The following is a 15,651-nucleotide window of genomic DNA, read 5'->3' as shown; positions in this document are numbered from 1 at the left end:
GCCTCTATTGAACGGAACATCAGCATGATCCGCAAGATTCTTGCCGGAATAGATGGGTCTAGCCGAACAAGGCATGTCATCGATGCAGCGGCCGACCTCGCGCGCTCATCTGGCGCGTCGCTGCATATTCTTTGTGCCGTCGATCCAGGATATTTCCTCGACGAACCCGACGGCGTGCGACCGACCCGCGTCGATGAGGTCGATTACCCTGCCGCCGCCAATGAACGCGAGGGGGCGGATGCCCTTGTACGACAAGCGATTATCGAGCTTCGCACGCGAGGGCTATCATCCGACGGCTCTGTCGTGGCGGGTGAACCGGTGGCGGCAATCCTCAAAGCGGCCGCTGACTTGGCCTGTGACACTATCGTGTTGGGACACAGACACCATTCATGGTTGAAACGGATTGCTGAACGCTCCGTCTGTCATGAACTTCTCGAGAGATCCTCAGTCCCCGTTCTCGTCATCCCTGACGACCTGCCAGAGACCCAACAACGGTCCGGTGATATCCCCGCCCCATCGCATGGCGCGATCTGGCCTTAGATTCCGATATGATAAAGGATAGACATTATCCAGAATTTCGCCACATCCGCTATTTTGTGGCAGCCGCCGATCACGGCAGCTTCCGCAAAGCTGGCGTAGCGCTAGACGTCCAGGAGTCGGCAATCAGTCGACGCATCCGTGACCTTGAAGATCTGCTGGGAGCGTCGCTCTTTCATCGTCAGCCCAGCGGCGTGTCCCTGACCCTCGCGGGCCAGCGCTTCTTGCACCGTGCTCAATTGGCTTTGCAAAGTCTCTGCGATGGGGCTCGTGACGTTGCGGCTATCGGACGATCGGAGGAAGGGCGGGTCAGGATCGGAATATTCTCAACTCTGGCGTCTGGCTTCCTGCACGAGTTGCTCAACGCATTTGAGCGCGCCCATCCCGAAGTCGTGATCGAACTCATCGACGGAAATGCTGCAGAGCATATCGTCTCTGTCCGTCAACTTCGTCTTGATCTGTCGTTCATCGCCAGCACCTCGACGCCAAGCGATTGCGATACCGTGCATCTTTGGAACGAACGTATGTTCCTGGCCCTGCCGAAAGAGCATGATCTGTCCACGAAAGATGCGATTGATTGGCCAGATATCGCGTCCGAACAGTTCATCGTCAGTGCTGCCCCCCCTGGGCCTGATATTCACGAATATCTGATGCAAAATTTCGCAGAGTATGGCCGACGCCCCGATATACATCCACAGCATGTTGGCCGTAACAACCTTATGACCCTGGTTGCGATCGGCCGCGGCCTGACAATCATAAGCGAGGCGACCACTGCTGCTCAATATCCCGGCGTCATATACAGACCGATCCGAGGGGAAGTGATGCCGTTCAGCGCGGTGTGGTCGCCGCATAACGATAATCCTGCCTGCCGGCGCCTCCTCAGCATGGCCAGGCAAATGGCGGCTCCACGACCTGCGGCCGGCCTCAACCTGGCAATCGGCTCTTCAGCCAAGCCTGCTTCACTTTTGCAAAGCCCCGATCCGTTGCCATGAACCGCTCGAGCATCGGCACGATCAGTCGAGCAGGGTCGCTAGCCGGCTGCCCGGCCTGCTGACCAAGAGCCTCCGCATAGATCGTCAAGTCGCGATGCAGAGCGGCGGGCAGATCCAGCGTGGTCTTTACGGGCTTATCGTCAGCGATCGGCGCCAGCTTCAGCTTTGACATAATCAGCCTCCATAGGGTTCGAGAACGAGATCGTGCGTCACCAGAACCCTGACGGGAAAACCGGGCCTGATGGTCAGAGTGGGTGGGATGTTGAGCTGACGGCTGACGATCTGCTGGCCAGTCTGGCTGATGCTGTTCGATGCCCCCATACGGATGGCCTGCGCCAGATTATTCTCGCTATCGCTGGTGCCCGCTTCGGCACCGACGCTGAGAATGGTCGAGAGAATGGCCGCCTTGAACAATTGGCCCCAATGGTAATCGACGCCATCCTGCAATCCGGCATAGCCCTGGGCATCAGCTCCCGGCTGCCGTTCCAGCACGATCGACCGCCCATTCGGAAAGATCAGGCGAGTCCAGACCAGCAACACCCGCTGCTGGCCGAAGCCAACGCCGCTGTCGTACTGACCGATAACCCGCGTGCCCTGCGGCACGAGCAGAATGCGGCCCGTGGGGCTGTCATAAACATTTTCCGTCACCTGAGCAGTGATCTGACCAGGAAGGTCAGAGCGGATGCCAGAGATAAGCGCGGCCGGGATAACCGCACCGGCCTGGAGCACGTCCGGAGATGGTGGGGCGGTGACGCGATCGGCCGATACTGCGAATTTGTCGGGGGCCTGATTCAGGAAAGCAAGTTGGCGATCCTGCACAGTTGACGTCGAAGCCTGTGGTGCGGAGCCAGGAATGGCCAAGCCGGGTTGCGCCGAAACGGTTGTGGTCTGTGTCGTGCCCACACTCTCAGCGGGACGGGTTTCGGTTGAGGTAAAAAGCCGACCCGCCAGCGCTGCCTCGCGCTCCTGTAACCGGCGCTGCTGTTCCGGGCTTGGCCCAGCGGAGGCACCACCGGGCGTGGGAGTTCCTGGCGTTACGGTCTGTGCAGCCAGGATCGGACGGCCAAGATCACCAGGCAATGGCGGCCCGAGCTTGGGCACGTCGGCATAGCTCCTAGGCAGTCCGGCAAGCCCATCTGGGGTCGAGCGGTTGTCGGTAGAGTAGAGTTCCTGCCCCTGACTATGGCCGCTGTGGTTCTGGAGAGCGTAGATCAGTGCGCCACCCACGCCCAAGCTCGTCACCAGGCCGAGCAGGCCCAGCGCCTTGCGCGAAAGGCGAGTAACGCGCGGCGGCTCGGGGCGCAGCCTCATAGGGGCGGCAGGTTCGCCGGTGAGCGATCTTGTATCATCGGCGGGTTCGGCACCAGGGCCACTCCCGGTGCCAGGATCAGATGCGTCCGTCACGATGCCCGCCTCCCATCCGTCCGGGAGATGCGCACCCGTTGCTGCCCCTTCTTCGCTCCCAACCGCAACTCGGCGGCAGCGAATAGACGGTCCACGATCATGTAGTTGTCGCGGACCCGGTAGTTCACCAATTCAGAGGTCTTCCCCTCTGGGCCGACGACGAACAGCGGCGGCATCTCGCCCTGCGCGATGCCGCGAGGGAACTCGATGAAGACCTGCTGGCCATCGTCGAATGCCCGCAGCGGCCGCCACGGCGCCCGATCGCCCGTCACCTCATAGCGAAAATTTACGTGTGTGAGATCGAGCCCGGTGGAAACAGGTTGGCCAGCCTGCGCCAACGCGTTCTGCTGGTGCAAGGCGATGAGTTGGTCCTGCGGATATTGCCAGGACAACAGGGCCATGTACGTCTTCTCGGTCGAGTGCAGCTCCAGGTGGTAAGTGCGCCGATCCGTGTTGATGACCAGGTTGGTCATCAACGCCGGTCGCGTGGGCTTGACGAGGATATGGACCTGCTTGCTTTCCCCCGTGCCGCTCTCCGTGTCGCCGATGATCCATCGCACCGTGTCGCCCGCCGCGACCGGGCCGCTGCCGGCCAGCTGCTCGCCCGGCTGGAGTGCGATGTCGGTGATCTGTCCCGGTGCGGCATAGAGCTGATAGAGCGCACCGTCGACGAAGGGGTAGGCCTGCATCGCATTGATGAATCCGTTGCGTATCGGCTGCATTCGGGCAGCGGCATTCGCCTGGCTGATCCGCGCGGTGGGATCCGGCAGATCAGGTGTCGGTTTCGTCTCTTTGCCGACCGGCTTGAGTTGGCCTGGCAGCGGCAGAGGTTTGGCCAATTCCACCACCGAGATCGGTGCCGGCGGGTCAGCCTTCAGGACAGCGGGAGCGGCATCGTCATAGGAGATTGCCGGCGGCGGCGTATGCCCTGCGCAACCGGCGAGAGATGTCGCGGACAGCAGCAAAATCAGTTGGAAAGCTGAAGAACCTGATGTCCGAGGGACGGCTTTACGGAAGGTGGGCATCATTGTCCAAGCTCCTTCGACCAGTTGATGGCGTTGATGTAGATTCCGAGTGGGTTCTTCCTGAGCGTCTCGGCATCGCGCGGTGGTTGCACGGCGATGGTCAGGATGGCGGTCCAGCGGGCGGTGTCGGCAAGGCTGCCGTCCTGATAGTGCCGCTCGATCCATTCCACCCGGAAGCTGCCGGGTGAGGCGCGGATGACCGACGACACATCCACCGCGACTTGCTGCTTGCCGACGTTGGCGAAGGGGTCGTTGGTGCGGGCATAATCATTGAGCGCGACTGCACCGCCCTGCGTGGTGAAATCGTAGGCACGCAGCCAGTTCTGGCGCACGATGATCGGATCGGCGGGGACCGAGCGGACCTCCTCGACGAAGCGCGCGAGGTAGAAGGCAATCTGCGGGTCAGAGGGCTGATAATCGGCGGCTGCGGGAGCGATAGCCTGCGCCTGACCGAGCTTATCGACCTGCACCACCCAAGGCACGATCGAACCATTGGCGGACTGCCAAACCAGCGCCGCCGACAAGCCAGCGGAGAGTGCCAGGGATCCGAAAGCCATAGTGCGCCAATTGCGCGCCTGAACGCGGGCGGAACCGATACGGTCGTCCCAAACCTGTGCGGCGCGCTGATAGGGCGTCTCGGGCTGCGGTGATTTGCCGTAATGCGTGGACGGTCGCTTGAACATCAGTTGTCCCCTTCGGTGAGATTGACAGAGGAACCGCCGCCATGGCTGTCGCCGGAGCGAACCGCGTGTGCCGCGGTCTGGGCGCCATGCGACATCTGCTGTGAGCGCTTCATGCGCTTTGCCCATTCGGGCGGACTGTCCTTGGCGGTGGTTGCGCCTTGCGGTGCGGAGGCGTTGGCTTCTTCGCCGCCACCTGTTGCGGCAGCGGCGGGTGCCCCGCTAGCGATGTCGGACGCTGCGCGAGCGCCAGACTGGTAGCTTTGCTTCAGACCGTCGGCGACGTTCGACGCGGTGCGTTTCAATGGAGAAGCGGCGGCTTGTGCGCCCGTCCTTGCAACATTGCCCAGACCCGATGCGACACCGGACATGCCCGAGCCGCCGGCAGCGCCGAGGCTGTAAGCGGTCGAGGCCCCGCCTGCGAGCGCGGCGCCACCTCGGGCAGCGGCAGCGGCCCCACCGGCCAGCATCCCGACGCCACCGGCAGCCGCGCCGATGGCCGCGCCGCCCGCCGCAGCCAAGCCGCCAGCGGCAAGTCCCGTGCCGATCGCAGCGCCAGCGCCAAGTTGCGGGCCGCCGGAGACCAGGCCATTGGCGATGCCCGGCCCATAGATGCCAAGGCCGAGCAGTGACAGCGCCGCCAGGACGATCGCCATCGCGTCGTCGATGCTCGGTTGTGTGCCGCTGGCCGTGGTGAACTGCGAAAACAGCGTCGAACCAATGCCGACGATCACCGCCAGCACCAGCACCTTGATCCCTGAGGATATCACATTGCCCAGCACCCGCTCGGCCATGAAGGCGGACTTGCCGAACAGGCCGAAGGGGATCAGCACAAAGCTAGCAAGGGTGGACAGTTTGAACTCGATCAGCGTCACGAAGAGCTGGATCGCGAGGATGAAGAAGGCGAGCAGCACCATCAGCCAGGCAAACAGCAGCACTGCGATCTGGATGAAATTCTCGAAGAACGAGACATAGCCCATCAGGCCGGAGATGGAGGTGAGCAGCGGACGCCCCGCATCGAGGCCAACTTGCGCGATCCGGCCCGGCTGAAGGAAGTCGGCGGCTGACAAGCTCGAGCCAGCCGCTTTCAGGCCAAGCCCGGAAAAGGAGTCGAAAATGATCTGGGCGAGGTTATTCCAGTTATCGATGAGATAGGCGAAGGCGCCGACGAACAGCGTCTTCTTGACCAGCCGGGCCATGATGTTGTCGTCCGCGCCCCAACTCCAGAACAGCGCGGCCAGCGTCACGTCGATGACGATCAGCGTTGTGGCGATATAGCCAACCTCGGGTTTGAGCAGTCCGAAGCCGCTGTCGATGTAGGTCGTGAAGGTGTTGAGGAAGGTGTCGATGATGCCGGTGCCAGCCATGATCCTATCGAGCCTCCGTGCTAGCCGGCGTAACGGGCGGCGCGTCGGGCGAGAGGAAGCGGCGACGGTTCTCGGCCCATGTTTTCAGGCAATCAGGATCATGCGCGCCGGCCTCGCCAAGAAGCTGGCAGCGGGCCAGTTCATCCCGGAGCGGATCCACGACCGGAGTGACGACCGGCAGGGTGCCCATCTCGACCGGCACCGGCTTCGGGCGTGTCATGTCGATCACAGTCGCGGTGATCGCCACCGCCACGAACGCGACGGCGCCCAGCCGCGCAAGGGTCTTCCCATCCATCGCCCTGCCCTCAATTGCCGTGAAACATCTGGACGGTGGTGGCCTGGTAGCCAGCGCCGGGCGTCAGGAAGGTCGACAACTGGGTCGATCCCTGATTCTGGCCGGTGGCCTTGTCCGCAGCGATGAGTGCCCGCGCCCGGCTGTCTGCCGCCTGCAAGGCAATGAGGTCGGAAAGCTGCTGGGAAATCTGCACCAGAAGCTGGTTGCTCACCTGAGAGGCTTGCAGCGCCCCTGTCGCGGATTGGCTGCTGGCGCCGAGCTGGGTCACATTGGTGCGGGCGGTCGTGATATTGCCGACGACCGTGGCCTGCATCCGCATGGCGTCCTGCAAAGCCGCGACAGACGTCTGCCAGCGATCCTGCGCCTGGGCGATCATCTGCTGCTGGCTCTTGTTCAGGTTTACCGCGCCGTAATTGGTGGTAAAGGCCTGATCGATCGTGGTGACGCTGTAGGCGATCTTCTGCGCCTGGCTGATGAGCTGCTCCGTACGCTGGATCTGGCTCGTGATCGTGGACACCAGCGAATAGGGCATGCTGGCGAGATTCTTGGCCTGATTGATCAGAGACTGGGTCTGGTTTTCGATCTGCTGAATCTGGTTGTTGATCTGCTGCAACTCACGCGCGGCGGTGAGCACGTTCTGGGTATAGTTCGTGGGATCGAAGACGATGCCGGTGCCGAGTTGTGCATGCGCGGGAACGGTGGTTGCGAGCATGGCGATGATGGCGGCGCCAGACATCGATGCACGCGAAAGGGCTTTGCTGATCATGAGCGTGTCTCCAGATTGGCGAGGTCGGGAATAAGGTCGATGGCCCAGCCGAGACCGCGATGACGCAGCCAGTGGCGGAGGAAATCATCGCGGCCATGCTCGCCGACGATGCGCGCGATGGCTGTTTGGTCGGCGCGAGACGATGCGGTACATAGCGCCAGCGCCACTTCGGACAGGCCCAGCTCGAACAGGCGATTGCCCCGGCGGCTCTGGCAGTAATAATCCCGTTTCGGCATGGCCCGGGCGATGATCTCGATCTGGCGATCGTTGAGGCCGAAGCGGCGATAGATGGCGGTGATCTGCGGCTCGATCGCGCGTTCGTTCGGGAGCAACAGCCGGGTCTGACAACTTTCGATGATTGCCGGCGCAATGACGCTACCATCGATGTCAGAAAGGCTTTGCGTGGCGAAGATGACGCTGGCGTTCTTCTTGCGTAGCGTCTTCAGCCATTCGCGAAGCTGGCCAGCGAACCCCTCGTCATCGAGTGCCAGCCATCCCTCATCGATGATGATGAGAGTGGGCGAGCCGTCGAGCCGATCGTCGATACGATGGAACAGATAGGCCAGCACCGCAGGCGCGGCCTGCGTTCCGATCAAACCTTCCGTCTCGAACGCTTGCACCGTTGCGGTGCCCAGATACTCGGCCTCCGCATCGAGCAGTCGCCCGTGGGCACCCCCGATGCAATAAGGGCGCAAGGCTTGTTTCAGGTCATTGGACTGGAGCAACACGGCAAGGCCGGTAATCGTCCGTTCCCCAACCGGCGCCGATGCCAGCGAGGTCAGCGCCGTCCAGATATGCTCCTTCACCTCCGGGGTGATGGCGATGCCTTCACGGGTCAGGATCGCAACGATCCAGTCGGCGGCCCAGGCGCGTTCGGGCACGTCGTGGATACGAGCGAGCGGCTGAAGGCTGACGGAGGATTCCGCCCCGTCCGAAAGGTCGCCGCCAAGGTCATGCCAGTCGCCCCCCATCGCCAGCGCGGCAGCGCGGATGCTGCCGCCGAAGTCGAAGGCGAAGATCTGGGCACGGGCATAGCGCCGGAACTGAAGCGCCATCAGCGCCAGCAGGACGGATTTGCCCGCGCCGGTCGGCCCGACGACGAGGGTGTGGCCGACATCGCCGACATGCAGGGAAAACCGGAACGGGGTCGAGCCTTCAGTCTTGCCGTACAGCAAGGGGGCGTCACCGAAATGCTCGTCCCGTTCCGGCCCCGCCCACACGGCGCTCAAGGGGATCATGTGGGCGAGATTGAGCGTGGAAATAGGCGGCTGCCGCACATTGGCGTAAACATGCCCGGGAAGACTTCCGAGCCAGGCATCCACCGCATTGATGGTTTCGACCATCGCGGTGAAGTCGCGGCCCTGGATCACCTTTTCGACCAGCCGCAATTTCTCATCGGCCACGCGGGGATCGGCATCCCACACAGTCACGGTTGCGGTAACATAGGCGATGCTGGCATAGTCGGCACCCAGTTCCTGCAGAGCGAGGTCTGCATCTGCCGCCTTGTTCGAGGCATCGGTATCGACCAGCACCGAAGCCTCGTTCGTCATCACCTCCTTGAGCATCGCGGCAACGCTCTTGCGCTTGGCGAACCATTGGCGGCGGATTTTGGTGAGCAGCTTGGTCGCATCGGTCTTGTCGAGCAGGATCGCGCGGGTCGCCCAGCGATAGGGAAAGGCCAGCCGGTTCAACTCGTCGAGCAGTCCCGGCGTCGTCGCGGTCGGAAAGCCAGTGACGGTCAACACACGGACGTGCTGGTCACCCAAGCGGGGCTCCAGCCCGCCGGTCAAAGGCTGATCGGCCAGCAGTGCATCGAGATACATGGGCGTTTCAGGCACCCGGACACGGTGCCGCTTGGTCGAGACGCAACCGTGCAGATAGGTCAGCGTCTCAGCATCGGTCAGCCAGGCACATTCCGGCATGAAGGCTTCGATCAGCCGGAGGATGCGATCGGTCCGATCGGCAAAGCCGGTCAGCACCTCATGGGGATCGATACCGCTCTGGTCCCTGCCCTCGTACAGCCAGCTTTCCGCGCGGGCTGCATCTTCGGCAGGCGGCAGATAGGTGAAGGTCAGGAAGTAAGCGGATTCGAAATGCGCGCCGGCCTCCTCGAAGTCAGCTTTGCGCTCGGCATCGACCATCGCCGAGGCTGCATCGGGAAAGCGACTGTCGGGATAGCTGTTCGACGGATGGCGCTGCGCCTCGACGAAGATACCCCAGCCTGATCCAAGACGACGAAAGGCGTTGTTGAGGCGGCCGGCAACCGCGACCAATTCGGCGGGCACGGCACTGTCCAGGTCCGGACCTCGGAATTGGGCAGTGCGCTGAAAGCTGCCATCCTTGTTGAGGATGATGCCGGGAGCAACCAGCGCGACCCAGGGCAGGAAGTCGGCAAGCCGACTGCTGCGGTTGCGATATTCGGCGAGGTTCATCATCGGACAGCCTCCCGCTCAAATCGTGAAATGCGTTGGCGTGCGCAGGTGACGACGCCCGACCTCGACGAACATGGGATCGCGCTTCGCGGCCCAGACGGCCGCGGCATGACCGACCGCCCAGATGGCGAGGCCGATCAGCCAGAGCCGAAGCCCCAGGCCGATCGCGCCCGCGAGAGTGCCGTTCATGATGGCGATCGAGCGGGGGGCGCCGCCGAGCAGGATATGCTCGGTCGGTGCCCGGTGGACGGGCACAGTGAAGCCTGCGACCACGCCGTCCTGATCGACGATCCCTGCCATCAGACCAGCGCCCCGCCGCTGAACGAGAAGAAGGTCAGGAAGAAGCTCGAGGCGGCAAAGGCGATCGACAGTCCGAAGACGATCTGGATCATCCGGCGAAAGCCGCCGGAGGTGTCGCCGAAAGCCAGCGTCAGGCCCGTCGTGATGATGATGATGACGGCGACGATCTTGGCCACCGGCCCCTGGATCGATTCGAGGATGCTGTTGAGCGGCGTTTCCCAGGGCATGGACGAGCCCGAGGCGTAGGCGGCCGGCGCCATGGTCACGGACAGGATGGCGAAGGATGCCGTCATCGCCAGGCGACGACGCACGATATGCAAGCGTTGGATCACGGATTGTCTCCTTGGGTGCTTGGGGGGAACGAGGCCGGACCGTGCTCGGTGACGGCAGGCGTGACGCGGTAATCGCCGTCGGGGCCAAGACCCTCGACGCGGGCGAGTTCGACCAGCCGACGCGCAGAACCGCGCCCGGCGAGCACCGCCACGACGTCGATCGTCTCGGCGATCAGCGCGCGCGGGACCGTGACTACGGCTTCCTGAATGAGTTGTTCGAGGCGACGCAGCGCGCCGATGGCGCTACCGGCATGGATGGTGCCGATGCCGCCGGGGTGGCCGGTGCCCCAAGCTTTGAGGAGGTCCAGCGCCTCCGCCCCCCGCACCTCACCGACCGGGATGCGGTCGGGGCGCAGGCGGAGTGACGAACGAACCAGATCGGAAAGCGTGGCTACACCATCCTTCGTCCGCATGGAGACAAGATTGGGCGCCGCGCATTGCAGTTCGCGCGTATCCTCGATGATGACGACGCGGTCGGAGGTTTTCGCCACCTCGGCCAGGAGCGCATTGGTCAGGGTCGTCTTGCCAGTGGAGGTGCCACCCGCGACGAGGATGTTGGCGCGTTCGGCAACCGCACGGCGCAGGGCATTCGCTTGTCCGCCCGACATGATGCCAGCCGCGACATAATCGAGCAGGGTGAAGACGGCGACGGCGGGTTTGCGAATGGCGAAAGCGGGGGCCGCCACTACTGGCGGCAGCAGCCCCTCGAACCGCTCGCCCGTTTCTGGCAGTTCGGCCGACACGCGTGGGGCGCCAGCATGAACCTCGGCACCGACATGGTGCGCGACCAAGCGGACGATGCGTTCGCCATCGGCAGGCGAAAGCCGTTCGCCGGTATCGCAAAGTCCCTCGGATAAGCGGTCAATCCAGATGCACCCGTCCGGGTTCAGCATCACCTCGACGACGCACGTATCTTCCAGAAACCGGGCAATCGCCGGCCCCAGTGCCGTGCGCAGCATTCTTGCACCGCGCGCGAAGCCTTCCGAGTTGTGATGCGAAGCGCCCATTTGATCCCCGTCACCGCCGGGAGAGCCAAACGCCCCCTGACGGGGATGATTAAAAGAGCCGCAAATTGGGTGAGTTCAACAAGGATTCGTTGTCGTAGTACGGTAGCGTGCAAATACAGGAAAACGGCGGCGGCGTGTCGTCCCCTGGAGGCCGACCAGACATCAATCGCCTGGTGCGTGACTGGCCTGATACTGCGACTCGGGTAGGTCCTCGCTGATTTCCTGGCGTAGCTTCGGCCCTCTGGCGAGCCGTCGGCCGAGCGCGGTGACGAACTGGTCATAGCGTTCGCCAGCTTTTGCGCGTGCAGCCTGCGCGGCCGGTTCCGGCAAGGTCGGCGTGGTCGCCACCCAATACTTGATGAACACGGCCAGGCTTTCGACCGCGATGCCAACATCGCGCTCCAGCCGCGTTATACGGCGATCGATCTGATCGAGCCGTTTGATGAGGGCCGCCTCCTGCCGCTCGGCTGCATCCGGAGAGAGGAAAGACTCGATCGCCGCCTCGGCGACCAGCGAACGTGAATGATCGCGGCGCGCAGCATGCTCCACCAGCCGGTTCATGACAGCCGGGTCGAGGTAAACCGAGAGCCGCTCTTTGCGGGGTGTTTTCTTCATCGACGCCTCACAAATCCATGCCGTCGTCAGGATCGAGAGAGATTTGCCGGGCAACCCCCTGCATCAGCCCGTTCATCCGGGCGAGACGTACCGTTTCATCCTCGATCTCATCGTGATCGGCATCGATCTCGAACGGATTGTCGATCGGCACCTTCTCGACTGGCTGCACCCGGTTGAGTTCCGGCTGTTGGCGATGTTCAGATTCGGTCGGATCGTCATCCTCATCCAAGGCCTTCGGGTTTGCGGTCTTAGGCTCGGGAGGACGCGGCAGCGTGGTCCAATCGTCTGGCCGGATCTCCTTTGGAGCAGCGAGCGCCGGGGGCGGCAGGATCCGTTCCTTGAACCGGGCATCCTCGTAGTAGCGCGCCTTCTTCGCCCGGATTGGCGGCGTACCGGCGACCATGACGATCTCGTCGTTCGATGGCAGTTGCATAACTTCGCCCGGGGTGAGCAGCGGTCGGGCGGTTTCCGAGCGAGACACCATCAGGTGCCCGAGCCAAGGGCTGAGGCGATGCCCGGCATAGTTTTTCATGGCTTTCATCTCAGTGGCGGTGCCGAGAGCGTCGGAGACACGCTTGGCCGTGCGCTCGTCATTGGTCGCGAAGCTGACGCGCACGTGGCAGTTGTCGAGGATCGAGTTGTTGGGGCCGTATGCCTTCTCGATCTGATTCAGCGACTGGGCGATAAGGAAACTCTTGAGGCCGTAGCCCGCCATGAAGGCCAGTGCGCTCTCGAAAAAATCGAGCCGTCCCAGCGCAGGAAACTCGTCCAGCATCAGCAAGAGCCGATGACGCCCGGCTTTAGCTTGGAGATCCTCGGTCAGTCGGCGTCCGACCTGATTGAGGATCAGCCGGATCAAGGGCTTGGTTCGGTTGATATCGGAGGGCGGCACGACGAGGTAGAGGGTGGTGGGATGCCTTCCGGCCACGATGTCACCGATGCGCCAGTCACAGCGGCGCGTCACCTCGGCGACAATGGGATCGCGGTACAGGCCGAGAAATGACATGGCGGTTGAGAGCACGCCCGAACGCTCGTTCTCGGATTTGTTCAGCAGTTCTCGCGCCGCCGAAGCAATCACAGGGTGCGGCCCTGCTTCTCCCAGATGTGCCGTCTTCATCATCGCCGCCAGCGTGGATTCGATCGGCCGCTTGGGATCGGAGAGGAAGGCGGCGACGCCTGCCAGTGTCTTGTCGGCCTCTGCATAGAGGACATGCAGGATCGCACCGACCAGCAATGCATGACTGGTTTTTTCCCAATGATTCCGCTTTTCAAGGCTGCCTTCAGGATCGACCAGAATGTCGGCGATATTCTGGACATCGCGCACCTCCCATGCCCCACGGCGTACTTCGAGCAGCGGATTGTAGGCGGACGATTTCGCATTGGTGGGATCGAACAGCAGCGTCCGGCCATGCTGAGCGCGAAAGCCAGCGGTGAGTTGCCAGTTTTCACCCTTGATATCATGGACGATGGCCGAGCCGGGCCAGGTCAATAGCGAGGGTACGACGAGACCGACGCCCTTGCCAGACCGCGTCGGTGCAAAGCACAGCACATGTTCGGGTCCGTCATGGCGTAGGTAATCGCGATCGTAGCGGCCGAGCACGACCCCATCCGCGCCAAGGAGACCGGCGCCACGTACCTCACCCTTCTCGGCCCAGCGAGCCGATCCATAGGTCTCGACCTTCTTAGCTTCCCGTGCGCGCCAGATCGACATGCCGATCGCGACGGCCACCGCAATGCCCCCCCCAGATGCCGCGATATAAGCCCCTTCGACAAATATCTGTGGCGCATAGGCATCGTAACCGTACCACCACCAGAAGAAGGCCGGCGGTAGATAGACCGGGAAGCCGAACAGCAGAAACCAGGGCCTTCCAAGTTCGGGCTGGAAAGCAAGGCGCCAGGCTACCCATTCGGTCGCGCCCCAGACGCAGATGAGCACGATGGAAAGAACCGTGATGATCTGGCCCCAGAGGATCTTGGTAGCGGGCATGCGCAAATCCTTCGCATCTGCAATGGTGGGTTAGAGGCCGAGGCCCCGCTTGCGGCCAAAACTCCAGTCGATGCCGCCATCGTTGCGGGCGACGCCAGAGACGTGTTGGCCGAGTTGCTTTTCGAGGGAGGGTGTCCAGGGGACGAGTTGGAAGCCAAGACCGTCGTCGATCATGGCGAAGCGACCGGAGGCGAGCGTGAAGCGCTGCCGGTATGAGCCTGTTACAAATTCGCCGCCGCTCGCCCGATTGAACTGCTGGCCACTCTCGGCCGAGAGCTTCTCGCCCAAGGCTTCAAGTTCCCGATTGCGCAGCCTGTCTATCAGGTTGCGGTTGAAGGTGACGCGCTGGGCACTGCGCTCGGCAAAGCCCAGTTCGACCAGATGCTCCGCTCGGGCAGTGAGCGCCTCACGCACCTCGGCGCCGAAACCGCCATCCGAAAGGGCGGCCCCTTCTCGAGCGATGTTCTGCCGGTCGAGCCAGGTGGCGCCAGTCGCGGTGATCTGCCCGTCGATGTCGAGATCGGAACGCACCGCGATCGCGACCCGGCGTTTTCCCTTGGCATCATCGAACCGGCGCAACTCGACAATCGAGCCAGGGGGACTGTCCCCTGCCGCGTCGAGGTCTGAGAGCTTGATGTGATGGGTTCGGCCATCCACACCATCGATCACGGCATAGGCAGAGCCCTTCAGTTCGTCGTCCAGCCCTCGATCGACCAGCCGGCCGATGATGGGCTGGTCAAGGCTTTCGCCCGCCAGCACGTAACTGGCCGAACCCCGCTCGATACCGCGCTCGGTCAACGCCTTGTGCATCCGCTTGATGATGTCACCGCGCTCGCCAAGCTCGCGCAATACCGCCTCAGCTTTGTCTTCGATCACCCACTGTCCCGGGCCGACCTCGGCAGCGAGGCCGAGTCCCTCCAGCTTCCGCAGCCGGCCGATCTTCTGTGTGTGATATTCGTCGGGCAGACGCCCCGCGACCGGTGCCATATCGATGATACCATCGCGCCCGTCGCGGACGAGCTGGCGATCGAGGCGGGTCCAGCGCTCGGCATCGACCTGACGCTCCAGATCGCGACGGATGTCGAGATCGCTCCGCGGCCCCAATTCCTGTGTGATCAGATCGGAGGCTCGGGCGCGCATCCCCTCCTTGATGTAATCTCGGGCGATGACGAGATCCTGCCCGTCGTCGGCACGGCCCCGCACGAGGATATGGATGTGCGGATTGTCCGTGTTCCAGTGATCGACAGCCGCCCAGTCGAGCCTGGTTCCCAGGTCGGCCTCCATTTGGCGCATCAGGCCACGGGTAAAGCCCCGGAGGTCAGCCATGTCAGCAGCGTCTTCGGGCGAGACGATGAAGCGGAAATGATGGCGATCCTCCTCGGCGCGAGCCGCAAAGGACCGGGCCTCCACGTCACCACCATCCGGCCCGAACAGCTTCGCCTTCTCTCCATCTCGGGTCACACCCTCACGCCGCAGATAATTGAGATGGGCGGCAAGCGGTGTCGCCTGGGCATGGTGGCGCACCACACGCGTCTTGATGATCACGGCACGTGAGCGGCCGGATAGAAGTCGATTGGCACGCACACTCGCGCTCCGCCCACGGCCAAAGGCCGAGCGAGTACCGGGGCTAATCCGGCCAGCGCGAGAAACATGGGCGCCGGCCTTCTGCGCGGCGGCAAGGGCCTGAGCGATGAAGGGTCTGGCGCGCTGAGCACCAGACGAACGGATGCGGCCAGGCCGAATGCGGAAATTGATCTCGTCTGTCATGGTCGAGATACCGCACATCGCGCCAAACGCAGGTAATTATGAGGAAATCGGTCAGGCCGGGAGGTGTGATAAAATCGCTCACCTCGCGAAATCGCGATATAACCCCTTGAAACAACACGACCGCCCCAAGCCGCACCTCGCGGCT

16 protein-coding genes are annotated in these 15,651 nt (G+C 63.0%); 2 read left to right on the top strand and 14 right to left on the bottom strand.

Annotation, left to right across the window (positions count from 1 at the left end):
- The first annotated feature begins 24 nt into the window (after positions 1–24).
- Entirely contained in the window at positions 25–540 is a 516-nt protein-coding gene (locus AC3EC3_RS17470) for a universal stress protein (RefSeq protein WP_488490877.1), read from the top strand.
- An 8-nt stretch (positions 541–548) separates the two neighbouring features.
- Complete coding sequence (locus AC3EC3_RS17465) at positions 549–1,529, top strand: LysR family transcriptional regulator (RefSeq protein WP_488490876.1); 981 nt, start codon at positions 549–551, stop codon at positions 1,527–1,529.
- Here AC3EC3_RS17465 and AC3EC3_RS17460 read toward each other — a convergent pair.
- The 14 genes from AC3EC3_RS17460 to AC3EC3_RS17395 all read right to left on the bottom strand — a co-directional run bounded on the left by AC3EC3_RS17460 (position 1,462) and on the right by AC3EC3_RS17395 (position 15,506).
- Positions 1,462–1,701, bottom strand: coding sequence for a DUF2274 domain-containing protein (locus AC3EC3_RS17460; protein ID WP_488490875.1), 240 nt, complete (start codon positions 1,699–1,701; stop codon positions 1,462–1,464). The two genes, AC3EC3_RS17465 and AC3EC3_RS17460, sit on opposite strands and share 68 nt — an antisense overlap.
- Before the next feature lie 2 nt (positions 1,702–1,703).
- Entirely contained in the window at positions 1,704–2,840 is a 1,137-nt protein-coding gene (locus tag AC3EC3_RS17455) for a TraB/TrbI/VirB10 family type IV secretion system protein (RefSeq protein WP_488490874.1), read from the bottom strand.
- A gap of 89 nt (positions 2,841–2,929) precedes the next feature.
- Positions 2,930–3,961 carry a P-type conjugative transfer protein TrbG gene (gene trbG / locus AC3EC3_RS17450; protein ID WP_488490873.1) on the bottom strand — a complete coding sequence of 344 codons (1,032 nt, stop codon included), beginning with the start codon at positions 3,959–3,961 and terminating at the stop codon, positions 2,930–2,932.
- Positions 3,958–4,641, bottom strand: a complete 684-nt coding sequence (gene trbF, locus AC3EC3_RS17445) for a conjugal transfer protein TrbF (protein ID WP_488490872.1) — start codon at positions 4,639–4,641, stop codon at positions 3,958–3,960. Before trbF ends, trbG begins: the two co-directional genes overlap by 4 nt.
- Positions 4,641–6,005 (bottom strand): P-type conjugative transfer protein TrbL, encoded by a 1,365-nt coding sequence (trbL, locus tag AC3EC3_RS17440; RefSeq protein WP_488490871.1) that lies wholly within the window; start codon positions 6,003–6,005, stop codon positions 4,641–4,643. Before trbL ends, trbF begins: the two co-directional genes overlap by 1 nt.
- Positions 6,006–6,009: 4 nt before the next feature.
- The gene (gene trbK-alt / locus AC3EC3_RS17435) at positions 6,010–6,300 is read right to left on the bottom strand and encodes a putative entry exclusion protein TrbK-alt (RefSeq protein WP_488490870.1); all 291 of its coding nucleotides are present in this window, start codon (positions 6,298–6,300) and stop codon (positions 6,010–6,012) included.
- A gap of 10 nt (positions 6,301–6,310) precedes the next feature.
- A complete protein-coding gene (gene trbJ / locus AC3EC3_RS17430) occupies positions 6,311–7,066 on the bottom strand; it encodes a P-type conjugative transfer protein TrbJ (protein ID WP_488490869.1) in 756 nt (251 codons plus the stop codon).
- Positions 7,063–9,501 carry a conjugal transfer protein TrbE gene (gene trbE, locus AC3EC3_RS17425; protein WP_488490868.1) on the bottom strand — a complete coding sequence of 813 codons (2,439 nt, stop codon included), beginning with the start codon at positions 9,499–9,501 and terminating at the stop codon, positions 7,063–7,065. The genes trbJ and trbE overlap by 4 nt, the downstream gene beginning before the upstream one ends.
- 15 nt (positions 9,502–9,516) lie before the next feature.
- Complete coding sequence (locus AC3EC3_RS17420) at positions 9,517–9,798, bottom strand: VirB3 family type IV secretion system protein (protein ID WP_488490867.1); 282 nt, start codon at positions 9,796–9,798, stop codon at positions 9,517–9,519.
- On the bottom strand, positions 9,798–10,097 hold the full coding sequence (locus AC3EC3_RS17415; protein WP_488490892.1) for a TrbC/VirB2 family type IV secretion system protein: 300 nt from the start codon (positions 10,095–10,097) through the stop codon (positions 9,798–9,800). The genes AC3EC3_RS17420 and AC3EC3_RS17415 overlap by 1 nt, the downstream gene beginning before the upstream one ends.
- A gap of 29 nt (positions 10,098–10,126) precedes the next feature.
- On the bottom strand, positions 10,127–11,137 hold the full coding sequence (gene trbB, locus AC3EC3_RS17410; protein ID WP_488490866.1) for a P-type conjugative transfer ATPase TrbB: 1,011 nt from the start codon (positions 11,135–11,137) through the stop codon (positions 10,127–10,129).
- Between the two features lie 162 nt (positions 11,138–11,299).
- A complete protein-coding gene (locus AC3EC3_RS17405) occupies positions 11,300–11,752 on the bottom strand; it encodes a CopG family transcriptional regulator (RefSeq protein WP_488490865.1) in 453 nt (150 codons plus the stop codon).
- A gap of 7 nt (positions 11,753–11,759) precedes the next feature.
- Entirely contained in the window at positions 11,760–13,739 is a 1,980-nt protein-coding gene (locus AC3EC3_RS17400; RefSeq protein ID WP_488490864.1) for a conjugal transfer protein TraG, read from the bottom strand.
- A gap of 30 nt (positions 13,740–13,769) precedes the next feature.
- Positions 13,770–15,506: a relaxase/mobilization nuclease domain-containing protein gene (locus tag AC3EC3_RS17395; RefSeq protein ID WP_488490863.1), complete on the bottom strand. Its 1,737-nt coding sequence runs from the start codon at positions 15,504–15,506 to the stop codon at positions 13,770–13,772.
- Between the last annotated feature and the right edge of the window lie 145 nt (positions 15,507–15,651).

The organism is Novosphingobium sp. BAM6 (assembly GCF_057784955.1).
Note: the sequence above shows the minus strand (reverse complement) of the source record. Positions and strands in the feature narration are given on the sequence as shown.